Here is a 14,386-nt window from a genome sequence, read left to right as displayed (position 1 = left end):
AGGGGGCCTGCCCGCCCGCCCTAACTCTGCGCCCCCCCCGGGGACCTGATCCCGGAGGGCTCGACTCTTTACGGCCGTGAGGACCTACGCCGTCCAGGCCGGTTCGGCGGTGCGCTCGCGGGTGCGGTGGCAGGCGTAGGCGATGGTGCCGAGGAGGAGGCGGGCCTCCGGGGGACAGGCGGCGCTGTCGCGACAGGGGCGGCGGAGCCAGCGGGCGGGGCCGAGCGGGCCGAGCACGGTGGGCGGGGCGGCCACGTAGCCGCCCTCGCCGTGGCAGGCCAGGTCGAGGGTGGTGTCGTCCCAGCCCATCCGGTACAGGAGTTCGGGGAGCCGCAGGGCCGCGCCGGGGGCGACGAAGAAGAGCAGCCGCCCGGTCGGCAGGCCGAGCACGGGGCCGACCTGGGTGCCCATCCGCTCCAGTCGGACCAGCGCCTGCAGGCCCGGCTGGGCCGGGACGTCCAGGACGTCGAAGGAGTGGCCGGTCGGCAGCAGCAGCGCGGATTCGCCGCTGCGCAGCCGGTGCAGCTCGGCGGCACCCGCCCCGGTGGCGGGGTCGACGGTGTGCGCGGGGCCGAGCCCCCGGTGCAGGCCGGGTGCGGCGCAGTGGGCGGCCGGGCAGTCGCAGCGGCCGTCGGCGCGGGCGGCGCCGGTGCCGACCGCCACCGCCCAGCCCCAGCGACCGGTGTACTCCGCGGCGGCCTCGAACGCGGTGCCGCGCGGGCGGCGGCGGGAGCCGAAGCGCAGCTCGCCGAAGAGGTTGTCCATGCCTCCCCCAACAGGTTCGGATTGCCGGTGGTTACGGGACTGTGACGGTCCGTCGATTGTCCGATGTGAAGCGGGTCGTGCGTTGGCGGCGCGCAGCAGGTGAAGTGCTCCGATTCGTGCGGACAGGGCCAGAAGGCTCCTTGCGCCGGTGTCCCGGATACCGGATCGTCGGTGCTGCACGGGAGTCCCCTTCCTGGTCCGGCTGCCTGTCGGGCCGTCAAGATCCTTGGGAGCTCGGCCAGTTGGGCCGGTGCTTCGTCGGCTACCAGTGAAGCGCGCAGTGCCCTTGCGTAGTTCACTCGTAGGGGTGGCGAAAGGTGGCGATTCCCGGGCGACGCTCCCCCGGATGGCGGTTGTCGCGTTACGTTCAGCACACGGAACGCAGCGGACCGTCCCCATCGGGCGGGTAAGAGGCGGGCAAAGCGGGCGAAGACGAGCGGGGCCTTCGTGTGGGGGCCGGGCGGGATGGGGACGTTCCCATGGCAGAGAAGCAACCGAACGAGAAGCTGACTTCCTGGTTCGGCCGGAGTGGCTGGTCCAAGGGCGAGTTGGCCCGTCAGGTGAACCGCCGGGCCCGGCAGATCGGGGCGCACCACGTCAGCACCGACACCTCGCGGGTGCGCCGCTGGCTGGACGGGGAGCAGCCCAGGGAGCCGATTCCGAAGATCATGTCCCAGCTGTTCTCCGAGCGGTTCGGCGCGGTGGTCTCGATCGAGGACCTCGGCCTGCGCACCGCCGTCCCGGTGAGCACGGTGGAGAGCGGCGTCGACCTGCCGTGGAGCGCGCCGCAGACGGTGCAGCTGATCAGCGAGTACTCCCGCAGCGACCTGATGCTCAACCGCCGTGGCTTCCTCGGGACTTCGCTCGCGCTGACGGCCGGCGCCGCGCTGATCGAGCCGATGCAGCGCTGGCTGGCCCCGAACCAGGGGGGCACGCCCACCCCGATCCTGGCGGCGGCCACCGGCAGCGAGCAGTTCAGCGGCCGGCTCTCCGAGCCCGAGCTGCAACTGCTGGAGCAGACCACGGTGATGTTCCGCCAGTGGGACGCGCAGAACGGCGGCGGCCTGCGCCGCAAGGCGGTGGTCGGCCAGCTGCACGAGGTCACCGACCTGCTGCAGGAGAGCTACCCCGAGCAGACCACCAAGCGGCTCTTCCGGCTCACCGCCGAACTCGCCCACCTGGCGGGCTGGATGTCGTACGACGTCGGCATGCACCCGAGCGCGCAGAAGTACTACGTGCTGGCGCTGCACGCGGCCAAGGAGGCGGGGGACCGGCCGTTCGGCGCGCAGATCCTCACCGACATGAGCCGCCAGATGATCCACCTGAACCGGGGCGAGGACGCCCTGGAGCTGATCCACCTGGCCCAGTACGGCAGCCGCGACAGCGCCAGCCCGCGCCAGCAGTCGCTGCTGTTCGCGATGGAGGCCCGGGCCTACTCGACCATCGGCGAGGTCAACCGCTGCGCCCGCGCGGCCCGGCTGGCCGAGGACACCTTCAGCGACTGCAGCCGGGCCGACAACGACCCGGACTGGCTGAAGTTCTTCTCACTGGCCGAGCTGAACGCGGAGAACGCCCACTCCTACCGCGACCTGGCGTACCACACCACCCGCAGCCCGCTGTACGCCTCGATGTCCGCGCCGGTGATGGAGCGCGCGGTGGACCTGTTCCGGGAGGACCCGGACCACATCCGCAGCTACGCGTTCAACCTGATCGGCATGTCCAGCGTGCACCTGTTGCAGAACGAGCCGGAGCAGGCCGTGGTGATGGCCAAGCAGGCGGTGGACATCGCCACCCGGGTCCGCTCGGAGCGGCTGAACACCCGGATCAGGAAGACCTCGGCCGCCGCCACCCGGAACTTCAAGGACGTCGCCGAGGTGGGCCAGCTGGCCGACCTGGTGGTGCAGGACATCCCGGAGTTCGTGCCGACCGGCTGATCCCGCGTCACGGTTCGGTTTCGGCCAACTCCACCCCCGTACCCCGGCCGTGGGGCAGCAGTGGTCCGCCAGCGATTGGGCTCCCCCGCCCCGGCGGCCCCTGGCGCCCCACGGCCGGTGACCGTCCGGGCACGGGCCGTACGACGGGGCCGTACGGTAACCGATGGCGTGTCATGGCACGGCTGTAATTCATCTCCTCGTAACGTCGTGGTGCGGCCCGTCACGGCCGCGAAACACCGAGCCGCATCGGCCGAAATCAGCCTTCGGCACTCTCCTTCTCATCGCCGACACCCCAGGTGGCACGGGACAGGGATCCTGCGGGTGGAGCGGCTTTCATTCACGAGGAGACGCCGATGCCTGAAGGCTTCAGCGCGGGCGATACCGCCTTTGTGTTCATCTGTGCGGCCCTGGTCATGGTGATGACACCGGGCCTGGCCTTCTTCTACGGCGGCATGGTCAGGGTCAAGAGCACGCTCAACATGCTGGTCATGAGCTTCGTCTCGCTCGCGATCGTCAGCGTGCTCTGGGTGCTCTACGGCTACTCGCTCGCCTTCGGTCCGGACGCGGGTGCCGGTCTGATCGGCAACCTCGACTACCTGGGCATGCAGGGCATCGGCCTGAACGACATCACCGGCACCATCCCGGTCACCGCGTTCTCCGCCTTCCAGCTGATGTTCGCGATCATCACCCCGGCGCTGATCAGCGGTGCCGTGGCGGACCGCGCCAAGTTCGCCGCCTGGGGCCTGTTCGTCGGGCTCTGGGTGACGGTGGTCTACTTCCCGGTCGCGCACTGGGTGTTCTTCTTCGACGGCGGCAACGGCGGCTGGCTCGGTGACCGCAACGGCGTGATCGACTTCGCCGGCGGTACCGCGGTGCACATCAACGCCGGTGCGGCCGGCCTGGCGCTCTGCCTGGTGCTCGGCAAGCGGATCGGCTTCAAGAAGGACCCGATGCGTCCGCACAGCCTCCCGCTGGTGATGCTCGGCTCCGGTCTGCTCTGGTTCGGCTGGTTCGGCTTCAACGCCGGTTCGGCGCTGGCCGCCAACGGTGTCGCGGGCATGGCCTTCATCAACACCCAGGTGGCCACGGCCGCCGCGGTGCTCGGCTGGCTCGCCTACGAGAAGATCAAGCACGGTGCGTTCACCACCCTGGGCGCCGCCTCCGGCGCGGTGGCCGGCCTGGTCGCGATCACCCCGGCCTGCGGCTCGGTCAGCCCGCTCGGCGCCATCGCGATCGGCCTGATCGCCGGTGCGGCCTGCGCCGCGGCGATCAGCCTGAAGTACCGCTGGGGCTTCGACGACTCGCTCGACGTGGTCGGGGTGCACCTGGTCGGCGGTGTGATCGGCTCGCTGCTGATCGGCCTGTTCGCCACCGGCAAGGTCGGCCAGACCGCGCAGGGCCTGTTCTACGGCGGCGGGGTCGAGCAGCTCGGCAAGCAGGCGATGGGTGTCGCCGTGGTCGGCGTCTACTCCTTCGTCCTCTCCTGGCTGCTGGGCAAGGCGATCGACAAGACGATCGGCTTCCGGGTCTCCGAGGACGTCGAGGTGGCCGGCATCGACCAGGCCGAACACGCCGAGTCCGCCTACGACTTCAGCGCCGTCGGGGCCAGCCTGGGCCGCGCCTCCGCCGCAGTCACCACCGCCACCGTCGCTGAGAAGAAGGCCGAGGTCGACGCCTGATGAAGCTCATCACCGCAGTCATCAAGCCGCACCGTCTGGACGAGGTCAAGACCGCGCTCCAGGAGCACGGGGTGCACGGACTGACCGTCACCGAGGCCAGCGGCTACGGCCGGCAGCGCGGCCACACCGAGGTCTACCGGGGCGCGGAGTACACCGTCGACCTGGTGCCCAAGGTCCGGGTGGAGATCCTGGTCGAGGACGAGGCGGCCGAAGAGGTCATCGAGGTCCTGGTGAAGGCCGCCCGCACCGGCAAGATCGGTGACGGCAAGGTCTGGAGCGTTCCGGTCGACACCGCCGTCCGGGTGCGGACCGGCGAGCGCGGCCCCGACGCGATCTAGCATTCGACACAGCGTCCTTGGCGGACCGACCACCCTGCGGGGAGGCCGGTCCGCCGGACGCGTATCCGGACTCAGCACGCCTGACGGATGGGGAACTCGACGTGACCACCGACCAGCCCTCCGAGTACGCCGCCGCCCGGGCCCGCCTGCTGGCGGAGCCGGGCCTGGGCGGCGCGGCCCGTCGTACGGCCCTGTCCCGGCTGGCCGACGGCTGGCTGGCCGGGCTGTACGCGGCGGCCGGCGCCCCGTCAGGGACCGCCCTGGTGGCGGTCGGCGGCTACGGCCGGGGCGAGCTCTCGCCGCGCAGCGACCTGGACGTGGTGCTGCTGCACCAGGGCCCGATCGACCCGGCGCTGCCCGAGCGGATCTGGTACCCCGTCTGGGACGGCGGCGCCGCGCTCGACCACTCCGTCCGCACCCCCGCCGAGGCCCGTGCGGTCGCCGCCGAGGACCTCAAGGCCCAGCTCGGCCTGCTGGACGCCCGGCACCTGGCCGGCGACCCCGCGCTGACCGCCGCGCTGCGCTCGGACGTACTGGCCGACTGGCGGGCCACCGCGGCCAAGCGGCTGCCCGAACTGCGCCAGTCCTGTCTCGAACGGGCCGAGCGGCACGGCGAGTTGTCGTTCCTGCTGGAGCCGGACCTGAAGGAGGCCAGGGGCGGACTGCGGGACGTGGTGGCGCTCAACGCGATCGCCGCCAGCTGGCTCGCCGACGCCCCCCGGGACGGCCTGGACGCGGCCGCGGCCCGGCTCGCCGACGTCCGGGACGCACTGCACCTGACCACCGGCCGGGCCACCGAGCGGCTCGCCCTGCAGGAGCAGGACCAGGTGGCCGCCCGGCTCGGCGTGCTGGACGCCGACATCCTGCTCCGTCAGGTCTACGAGTCCGCCCGCACCATCGCCTATGCCGGGGACGTGACCTGGCGCTCCGTCGAACGGATCCTGGCCGCCCGGGGCGGCCGGAGCCGCCGGGTCTCCCGGCTGGCCTTCCCGTTCACCGGCGTCGGCCGGGGCAGCGGCGCGGTGGCCCGGGGCGCGGTGGACCGCCGACCGCTGGCCGAGGGCGTGGTGGAGCAGGACGGCGAGGCGGTGCTGGCCCAGGGCGCCCGCCCCGCCCAGGACCCGGTGCTCGCGCTGCGCGCGGCGGCCGCCGCCGCGCAGGCCGGTCTGACGGTCGGTTACGCCACCGTGCGCAGGCTGGCCGCCGAGGCCAGGCCGCTGCCGGTGCCGTGGCCGGACGAGGCCCGCGAGCAGCTGATCACGCTGCTGGGCGCAGGGGAGTCGGCCATCCCGGTCTGGGAGGCGTACGAGGCCGAGGGGCTGATCACCCGGCTGCTGCCGGACTGGGAGCGGGTCCGCTGCCGTCCGCAGCGCAACGCGGTGCACCGCTGGACGGTGGACCGGCACCTGATCGAGACGGCGGTGAAGGCCGCCGCGATGACCCGCCGGGTGGCCCGGCCCGACCTGCTGCTGGTGGCCGCGCTGCTGCACGACATCGGCAAGGGCTGGCCGGGGGACCACTCGGAGGCCGGTGAGGTGATCGTCCGGGACGTGGCGGGCCGGATGGGCTTCGACAAGGCCGACACCGAGACCCTGGCGCTGCTGGTGCGCCACCACCTGACCCTGGTGGACACCGCGACCCGGCGGGACCCGGACGACCCGGCCACGGTCGACCTGATCACCAAGGTGGTCGGCACCCTGCCGCACCTGGAGCTGCTGCACGCGCTGACCGAGGCGGACGCCACCGCCACCGGTCCTGCCGCCTGGAGCAGTTGGCGGGCCTCACTGGTGCGCGGGCTGGCCGAGCGGGCCGCCGAGCGGCTGGCCGGCGGCAGCTCGTACCCGCTGGACGCCGAGCCGACCGCCGAGGAGGAGCGGCTCGCGGTGGAGGCCGGCCGCACCGGCGGACCGGCGCTGACGCTGCTCGCACAGACCCAGCAGGACTCGTTCGCGATCGAGCCGATGGGCGTCGAGCTGACCCTGGCGCTGCCGGACCAGCCGGGTCTGCTCGGCACGGTGGCCGGGGTGCTGGCACTGCACCGGCTGACAGTCCGTTCGGCCGGGCTGCGCGAGCTGGACCCGGTCGGGGCCGGCCCGGTGCTGCTGCTGTCCTGGACGGTGGCGGCCGAGTTCGGCGAACTCCCGGAGGCCGCCCGGCTGCGGGCCGACCTGCGCCGGGCGCTGGACGGTTCGCTGGACGTGGCCCGCAAGCTGGCCGAGCGGGACGCGGCCGCGCCGCGCCGCCGGGGGATCGCCACCCCGCCGCCGGTGGTCTCGGTCGCGCCGGGCGGCGCGTCCAGCACCGCGACGGTGCTGGAGGTCAGGGCGCACGACGCCCCCGGCCTGCTGCACCGGATCGGCCGGGCGCTGGACGCGGCGGGCGTGCGGGTACGGACGGCGCACGTCTCCACGCTCGGCGCCGACGCGGTGGACGCCTTCTACGTGACCGATCCGGCGGGCCGTCCGCTGACCGCCGAACGGGCCCGGGAGGTGGCCTCGGCGGTGCAGGCGGCGCTGGGGTAGCCGGGATTCGACCGGGGTGGGGACCATTGGTGAAGCGGCCGGATACCCTGGGGTCGACGACCGTACCCGTATCGATGCCGCAAGGGACCCGCGACCGACGTGTTCGACACTCTTTCCGATCGCCTCGCAGCGACGTTCAAGAACCTCCGGGGCAAGGGCCGCCTCAGTGAGGCGGACATCGACGCCACCGCCCGTGAGATCCGGATCGCGCTGTTGGAGGCGGATGTCGCCCTCCCGGTGGTCCGGGCCTTCATCAAGCAGGTCAAGGACCGTGCGCTCGGCGTCGAGGTCACCGGCGCGCTGAACCCGGCCCAGCAGGTCGTCAAGATCGTCAACGAGGAGCTCATCAACATCCTCGGTGGCGAGACCCGACGCCTCCGCTTCGCCAAGACCGGCCCGACCGTCATCATGCTGGCCGGCCTCCAGGGTGCCGGTAAGACCACCCTGGCGGGCAAGCTCGGCCACTGGCTGAAGAGCCAGAAGCACACCCCGCTGCTGGTCGCCTGCGACCTCCAGCGCCCGAACGCGGTGACCCAGCTCGGCGTGGTGGCCGAGCGCGCGGGCGTCGCGTTCTACGGCCCGCAGCCGGGCAACGGCGTCGGCGACCCGGTCCAGGTCGCCCGCGACTCGATCGAGTACGCCAAGCAGAAGCAGTTCGACGTGGTCATCGTCGACACCGCCGGCCGCCTGGGCATCGACGCCGAGCTGATGCAGCAGGCCGCGGACATCCGCGCCGCGGTCGACCCGGACGAGGTCCTGTTCGTGGTCGACGCCATGGTCGGCCAGGACGCGGTGGTCACCGCGCAGGCCTTCCTCGAGGGCGTCGACTTCACCGGCGTGGTGCTGTCCAAGCTGGACGGCGACGCCCGTGGTGGCGCGGCCCTCTCGGTCGCGCACGTGACCGGCCGTCAGATCATGTTCGCCTCCAACGGCGAGAAGGTCGACGACTTCGACGCCTTCCACCCGGACCGGATGGCCTCCCGGATCCTCGGCATGGGCGACATGCTGTCGCTGATCGAGAAGGCCGAGCAGACCTTCTCGCAGGCCGAGGCCGAGAAGATGGCCTCCAAGCTCCAGGGCGGTGGCAAGGACTTCACCCTGGACGACTTCCTGTCCCAGCTGGAGCAGGTCCAGAAAATGGGCTCGATCTCCAAGCTGCTCGGCATGCTGCCGGGCATGGGGCAGATCCGGGACCAGATCAACAACATCGACGACAAGGACGTCAACCGGGTCGGCGCGATCATCAAGTCGATGACGCCCGCCGAGCGGACCGAGCCGAAGATCATCAACGGCTCGCGCCGGCTGCGGATCGCCAAGGGCTCGGGCGTCCAGGTCGGCGAGGTCAGCAACCTGGTCGAGCGGTTCTTCGAGGCCCGCAAGATGATGTCCGCGATGGCCTCCGGCAAGGGCATCCCCGGTATGCCGGGCATCCCGGGCATGGGCGGCGGCGGCAAGAAGGCCGCGAAGAAGTCCCAGCCGGCCAAGGGCCGCAAGAAGTCCGGCAACCCGCTGAAGCGGGCCCAGGAGGAGGCGGCCGCCGCCGAGCGCAAGGCGCTCGGCCCGGGTGCCCCGGCCGCGCCCGCCGAGGGCGGCGCGTTCGGCCTCGGCGCGGGCAAGGGCCCGGCCGACTTCCAGCTCCCCAAGGAGTTCAAGGACCTGCTCTGAGCGGTCCCGGTCCGACGGCCCGTCACCCCCGGTGGGGGTGGCGGGCCGTCGGTCTGCTCCGGGCATGTTCGATGATGGAGGGGTGCGAGTGACGATTCGACCCCCGATGACAGCCGACGCAGCCCCGTACGCCGCGGCGGTGCGACGGTCCGCCGAGCACGTCGGGCGGTGGAACCCGGTGGAACCGGACGGACTGCTGGAGCTGCTGGAGCGTCAGGGCCCAGGCCTGCGGACCTTCCTCATCGTCGACCTGGCCACCGGCGGGCTGGTCGGCAAGTGCAACGTGGCCAACATCGTGATGGGCCGGTTCTGCAACGCGGCCCTCGGCTACGACTCCTACCTGCCGTACGCCGGGACCGGGCGGATGAGCGAGGGCATGCGGCTGGTGGTGGACCGCTGCTTCGGTCCGCAGACTGCCGGCGGGCTCGGGCTGCACCGGCTGGAGATCAACGTCCAGCCGGAGAACGAGCGCTCCATCGCGCTGGCCCGGCGGCTGGGCTTCCGGCACGAGGGGTTCACGCCCCGGATGCTGTTCCTGGACGGCGCCTGGCGCGACCACGAGCGGTTCGCCCTGACGGCGGAGGAGTGGCCGGGGGTCGCCGGGGTTCCGGGGGCCCCGGGTTCCCCGGGTTTCACGCGCTGAGGAAGGCGGGCGGGGGCGCCGTCAGGCGGCGTTGCGGGTTGGATGACCCGGCCCTATGTCCGTATTGTCCGATAGGTGAGTAATCCTGTACCGCCTCGTCAGACCCCCGACCAGCCCTGGCGGTCCGAGGGCGCACCGCCCCCGCCACCGCCCCGCCGGAAGATGCCTGGCGGCTGGATCGGGATGGTGCTCACCGCGCTGGCCGTCTTCCTGATCGCCGAAGCCCTGCTGAACTACTTCGGCGGCGGGGCCAGCACCACGGTCTCCTACACCGAGTTCAACAGCCAGCTCGGCAAGGGCAACGTCACCAAGATCTACTCCAAGGGCGACGCGATCGAGGGGACGCTGAAGGCCTCCGCCCCCAAGCCGGACGGCGGCCGGGGCGACTACACCGAGTTCACCACCCAGCGCCCCGCCTTCGCCGACGACCAGCTCTGGACCACCCTCCAGCAGCAGAACGTCACCGTCACCGCCGAGCCCGTGGTGCAGCAGCGCAGCTTCCTGGCCAACCTGCTGCTATCGCTCGCCCCGATGCTGCTGCTGGTGCTGATCTGGGTGCTGATCGCCCGGAAGATGTCGGGCGGGATGGGCGGCGCGGGCGGTTTCGGCCGGAAGGCCCCGCCGAAGCCGGTCACCCCCGAGGACGGCAAGCGGACCACCTTCGCCGACGTGGCCGGCATCGACGAGGTCGAGGCCGAACTCACCGAGGTGGTCGACTTCCTGAAGAACCCCCAGCAGTACCGCAGGCTCGGCGCCAAGATGCCGCGCGGCGTCCTGCTGGCCGGACCGCCCGGCACCGGCAAGACCCTGCTGGCCCGGGCGGTGGCCGGCGAGGCGGACGTGCCGTTCTTCTCCGCCTCCGCCTCCGAGTTTATCGAGATGATCGTCGGCGTCGGTGCCAGCCGGGTCCGCGAGCTCTTCGCCGAGGCCAGGAAGGTGGCCCCGGCGATCATCTTCATCGACGAGATCGACACCATCGGCCGCCAGCGCGGGGGCGGCGGCGGGATGGGCGGCCACGACGAGCGCGAGCAGACGCTCAATCAGATCCTCACCGAGATGGACGGCTTCTCCGGCTCCGAGGGCGTGATCGTGATCGCGGCCACCAACCGGGCCGAGGTGCTCGACCAGGCGCTGCTGCGTCCCGGCCGCTTCGACCGCCGGATCACCGTCAGCCCGCCGGACCGGGACGGCCGGGCCGCCATCCTGGCGATCCACAGCCGCACCGTCCCGCTCACCACCGAGGTCGACCTCCGCCAGGTCGCCAAGGTCACCCCCGGGATGACCGGCGCCGACCTGGCCAACCTGGTCAACGAGGCGGCACTGTTGGCGGTCAAGCGCAAGCAGGACGCGGTGAACCCGGCCGATCTCTCGGACGCCCTGGAGAAGGTCCAGCTCGGCGCCGTCCGTCCGTTGGTGATGCCGCAGGAGGAGCGCGAGCGGACCGCGTACCACGAGAGCGGGCACGCCCTGCTCGGCATGCTCCAGCCGGGCGCGGACCCGGTCCGCAAGATCACCATCGTGCCGCGCGGGCGGGCCCTCGGCGTCACCCTCTCCACCCCCGACACCGACCGGTACTCCTACACCGAGCCCTACCTGCGCGGCCGGATCATCGGCGCGCTCGGCGGGATGGCCGCCGAGCAGGTGGTCTACGGCGTGATCACCACCGGCGCGGAGAGCGACCTGGAGCAGGTCACCAACATCGCCCGCGGCATGGCGGGACGCTGGGGCATGAGCGAGCGGGTCGGCCGGCTGACGGCGGTGCCCAGCGACACCCAGGGCGCGTACGGGCTCTCGGCCGCCCCGACCACGCTGGACGCGGTGGACGAGGAGTCCCGGCGGATCGTGGCCGAGTGCTACGAGGACGCGATCCGGCTGCTGACGGAGCACCGGTCGCAGCTGGACGCGCTGGCCGCCGCGCTGCTGGAGGCGGAGACGCTGGACGAGGAGGCCGCCTACCGGGCGGCGGGCGTGCAGCGGAAGGCGCTCGACCTGGCCTGAGGGGCCTGAGGGGCTTGAGGCCTTGAGGGTCTTGAAGGTCTTTGCGGGCCTCGGCAGTGATCGAGGGCCTCGGCCGAGGGGCGCACCCGATTGACGGGTGCGCCCCTCGATGTCGTCCCGCGCTCAGTTCACCCGCTCGCCGACCACGTAGCGGAACAGGTTGGCCATCCGCACCGAGCCGTCCGGCCGGACGAACGGGTGCAGTGCCTCCTCCAGCTCCTTCACCACCAGCGCCTGCCCGGACTCCGCCACGGCCGGGTCGAACAGCCCGGTCGAGAGCATCCCGCGCACCGCGCTCTCCGGATCGGCGTAGGCGAACGGGCAGCTCACCCGGCCGCCGCCGGCCGGCCGCAGCCCGGCGGTGGTGAGCAGCGCCTCCAGCCGTCCCGGCGCGCCGAGCGCGAACGGGTCACGGCCGGGCGTGCGCCCGGCCCGCCGCTGCGCGACCTCCAGCACGGCGGCGCTCTCGCACCGCTCGGGCGGCCCCCAGGTGGCCAGCACCAGCTGACCGCCCGTCAGGACCCGCCGGGCGGCGGCGGTCACCAGCCGGCCGGGGGAGGGGGCGGTCTGCAACTGCTCGAAAACCGTGACCACCGAATGCGCCGACCGGGCGACGGACTCGGCCGTTCGGGACTCCTCCTGGACCTGCAGCCGACGCCCCTGCGCCAGCTCGCGCAGCTCGGTGTCCGACTCCAGCCCGGCCACCTGGGCACCCCGCTCCGCGGCCAGCAGCAGTGCCAGCCCGGACCGGCAGCCGAGCCCCAGCACCGAGGTCGCCGGGCCCACGTCCAGGCGCTCGTAGACGGCCTGGTAGAGCGGTACCAGCATCCGCTCCTGGATCTCCGCCCAGTCCCTGGCCCGACTGTGCGGGCCGGTACAGACGGGTGTGCGGGATCGCTCCGCGGTCGTGCCGGTCACCTGCGCCGAAGCCATTGCGGCCTCCATCCGGTCCTTGGGTGCTCGTTGCCCATGTGCCCCCCAGAGTCCCGCCCCGAGACCAGCGAACAGCGCCCGGGCTCCGGCGTCCAGAGGTGTACACGGTGGTGTCCGTGCGCCGGGTCGGTGCGCCCCTGGCGCTCCCCCTGGTTCCCCCGGGTGTTTCTCCTGCCGAAACGGATTCACAGTCAGGGCCGTCGGCCCCGTACCATCTGCCCCATGGCTAAGGCACCCGTTCTCACCCCTCAGGCGGACGACTTCCCGCGCTGGTACCAGGACCTCATCAACAAGGCCGAGCTGGCCGACAACGGTCCGGTGCGCGGCACCATGGTCATCCGACCGTACGGCTACGGCCTGTGGGAGCGGATGCAGCAGGAGATGGACGCGCGGATCAAGAAGGCGGGCGCGCAGAACGCCTACTTCCCGATGTTCATCCCGCAGTCCTACCTGACCAAGGAGGCGGAGCACGTCGAGGGCTTCGCCCCCGAGCTCGCGGTGGTCACCCACGGCGGCGGCAAGGAGCTCGACGAGCCGGTCGTGGTCCGGCCCACCTCCGAGACGATCATCAACGAGTACTTCTCCAAGTGGGTGCAGAGCCACCGCGACCTGCCCCTGCTGATCAACCAGTGGGCCAACGTGGTCCGCTGGGAGCTGCGCCCCCGCGTCTTCCTCCGCACCACCGAGTTCCTCTGGCAGGAGGGCCACACGGCCCACGCCACGTACGAGGACGCCCGCGCGTACGCCTCGATGATCCACACCGCCGTGTACGGCGACTTCATGACCAACATCCTCGGCATCGACGTGGTGCTGGGCCGGAAGACCGCGAAGGAGCGCTTCGCGGGCGCCATCAACACCCTCACGCTCGAAGGCATGATGGGCGACGGCAAGGCGCTGCAGATGGGCACCAGCCACGAGCTGGGCCAGAACTTCGCCAAGGCGTTCAACACCACGTACCAGCTGCAGGGCGCCGAGCGCGAGTACGTCTGGCAGACCTCCTGGGGCGTCTCCACCCGCATGGTCGGCGGCCTGATCATGTCGCACGGTGACGACAACGGTCTCCGGGTGCCGCCGCGACTGGCCGCCGTGCAGGCGGTCGTGCTCGCCATCAAGGGCGACGACGCGGTGCTGGCCAAGGTCCGTGAGATCGGCGCCCAGCTGGAGGCGGCCGGCATCCGGGTCGTCGTCGACGACAAGACCGACACCCCGTTCGGCCGCCGTGCCGTGGACTGGGAGCTCAAGGGCGTACCGCTGCGGATCGAGGTCGGTCCGCGCGACCTGGAGAACGGCACCGCGATGCTGGCCCGCCGGATCCCCGGTGGCAAGGAGCCGGTCGCGATCGACGGGCTGGCCGCCCTGCTGCCCGGCATCCTCGAGGAGGACCAGGCGCTGCTGCTCCGCCAGTCCCGCGAGCGCCGCGAGTCCCGCACCGTGGACGTCGCCAACCTGGACGAGGCCGTCGAGGCCGCCGCCACCGGCTGGGGCCGGATCTCCTGGGCCGAGCTCGGCCCGGAGGGCGAGGCCAAGCTGGCCGAGCAGGGTGTGTCGGTCCGCTGCATCGTCGCCGCCGACGGCTCGGTGCCGCTGACGGACGATCAGGAAGGCAACATCGCGATCGTGGCCCGCGCTTACTGATCGCGCTGCGGCCGACTTGCTGATCGCGATCCGGGTGATCCGGATGGTTCAGGATGTCGATCAGAGGTGCTGATCCGAGGTGCTCATCCGGGGTGATCGCTGCGGATGCTTACTGATCGCGATCGGTCCGGTCTTTGTGCGTCATCAGAGATGACTAATGCGGTCTGATTGTTGTACCGCTGACTGACTGTCTGGTGAGACTACTGACCGGTCAACTCCCGGTCGTGGTGAACTAGCGGTACGGTGTACGGCCCGTGGCCCTGTCAATTTCGAC

General features: G+C 71.9%; 10 protein-coding genes. 8 read left to right on the top strand and 2 right to left on the bottom strand.

What is annotated here, in order from left to right:
• Window positions 1–84 precede the first annotated feature (84 nt).
• Window positions 85–765, bottom strand: coding sequence for a bifunctional DNA primase/polymerase (locus tag ABT118_RS30490; protein ID WP_350676182.1), 681 nt, complete (start codon window positions 763–765; stop codon window positions 85–87).
• Window positions 766–1,244: 479 nt separating this feature from the next.
• On the opposite strand from ABT118_RS30490, the gene nsdA reads away from it, so the two are divergent.
• From nsdA to ftsH, 7 genes are all read left to right on the top strand, one after another.
• Window positions 1,245–2,699, top strand: a complete 1,455-nt coding sequence (nsdA, locus tag ABT118_RS30485) for a transcriptional repressor NsdA (protein ID WP_350676172.1) — start codon at window positions 1,245–1,247, stop codon at window positions 2,697–2,699.
• A gap of 353 nt (window positions 2,700–3,052) precedes the next feature.
• The gene (locus tag ABT118_RS30480) at window positions 3,053–4,378 is read left to right on the top strand and encodes an ammonium transporter (protein WP_350676166.1); all 1,326 of its coding nucleotides are present in this window, start codon (window positions 3,053–3,055) and stop codon (window positions 4,376–4,378) included.
• Complete coding sequence (locus ABT118_RS30475) at window positions 4,378–4,716, top strand: P-II family nitrogen regulator (protein ID WP_350676160.1); 339 nt, start codon at window positions 4,378–4,380, stop codon at window positions 4,714–4,716. The genes ABT118_RS30480 and ABT118_RS30475 overlap by 1 nt, the downstream gene beginning before the upstream one ends.
• Window positions 4,717–4,796: 80 nt before the next feature.
• Complete coding sequence (locus ABT118_RS30470; RefSeq protein ID WP_502884730.1) at window positions 4,797–7,238, top strand: [protein-PII] uridylyltransferase; 2,442 nt, start codon at window positions 4,797–4,799, stop codon at window positions 7,236–7,238.
• 99 nt (window positions 7,239–7,337) lie between these two features.
• A complete protein-coding gene (ffh, locus tag ABT118_RS30465; RefSeq protein ID WP_350676150.1) occupies window positions 7,338–8,903 on the top strand; it encodes a signal recognition particle protein in 1,566 nt (521 codons plus the stop codon).
• 64 nt (window positions 8,904–8,967) lie between these two features.
• Complete coding sequence (locus ABT118_RS30460; RefSeq protein ID WP_350676143.1) at window positions 8,968–9,546, top strand: GNAT family N-acetyltransferase; 579 nt, start codon at window positions 8,968–8,970, stop codon at window positions 9,544–9,546.
• 75 nt (window positions 9,547–9,621) lie between these two features.
• Complete coding sequence (gene ftsH / locus ABT118_RS30455; RefSeq protein ID WP_350676136.1) at window positions 9,622–11,544, top strand: ATP-dependent zinc metalloprotease FtsH; 1,923 nt, start codon at window positions 9,622–9,624, stop codon at window positions 11,542–11,544.
• Window positions 11,545–11,667: 123 nt separating this feature from the next.
• Here ftsH and ABT118_RS30450 read toward each other — a convergent pair whose 3' ends face one another.
• A complete protein-coding gene (locus ABT118_RS30450; RefSeq protein ID WP_350676127.1) occupies window positions 11,668–12,477 on the bottom strand; it encodes a class I SAM-dependent methyltransferase in 810 nt (269 codons plus the stop codon).
• A 222-nt stretch (window positions 12,478–12,699) separates the two neighbouring features.
• On the opposite strand from ABT118_RS30450, the gene proS reads away from it, so the two are divergent.
• Window positions 12,700–14,112 carry a proline--tRNA ligase gene (gene proS, locus ABT118_RS30445; RefSeq protein ID WP_350676120.1) on the top strand — a complete coding sequence of 471 codons (1,413 nt, stop codon included), beginning with the start codon at window positions 12,700–12,702 and terminating at the stop codon, window positions 14,110–14,112.
• Window positions 14,113–14,386: the final 274 nt, after the last annotated feature.

This window comes from Kitasatospora sp. NPDC002040, assembly GCF_040296785.1.
Lineage (GTDB): Bacteria > Actinomycetota > Actinomycetes > Streptomycetales > Streptomycetaceae > Kitasatospora.
Note: the sequence above shows the minus strand (reverse complement) of the source record. Positions and strands in the feature narration are given on the sequence as shown.

Coding starts and splice junctions, on each gene's coding strand:
- ABT118_RS30490 (WP_350676182.1), bottom strand. CDS start 765: ATGGACAACCTCTTCGGCGAGCTGCGCTTCGGCTCCCGCCGCCGCCCG.
- nsdA (WP_350676172.1), top strand. CDS start 1,245: ATGGCAGAGAAGCAACCGAACGAGAAGCTGACTTCCTGGTTCGGCCGG.
- ABT118_RS30480 (WP_350676166.1), top strand. CDS start 3,053: ATGCCTGAAGGCTTCAGCGCGGGCGATACCGCCTTTGTGTTCATCTGT.
- ABT118_RS30475 (WP_350676160.1), top strand. CDS start 4,378: ATGAAGCTCATCACCGCAGTCATCAAGCCGCACCGTCTGGACGAGGTC.
- ABT118_RS30460 (WP_350676143.1), top strand. CDS start 8,968: ATGTTCGATGATGGAGGGGTGCGAGTGACGATTCGACCCCCGATGACA.
- ABT118_RS30450 (WP_350676127.1), bottom strand. CDS start 12,477: ATGGCTTCGGCGCAGGTGACCGGCACGACCGCGGAGCGATCCCGCACA.
- proS (WP_350676120.1), top strand. CDS start 12,700: ATGGCTAAGGCACCCGTTCTCACCCCTCAGGCGGACGACTTCCCGCGC.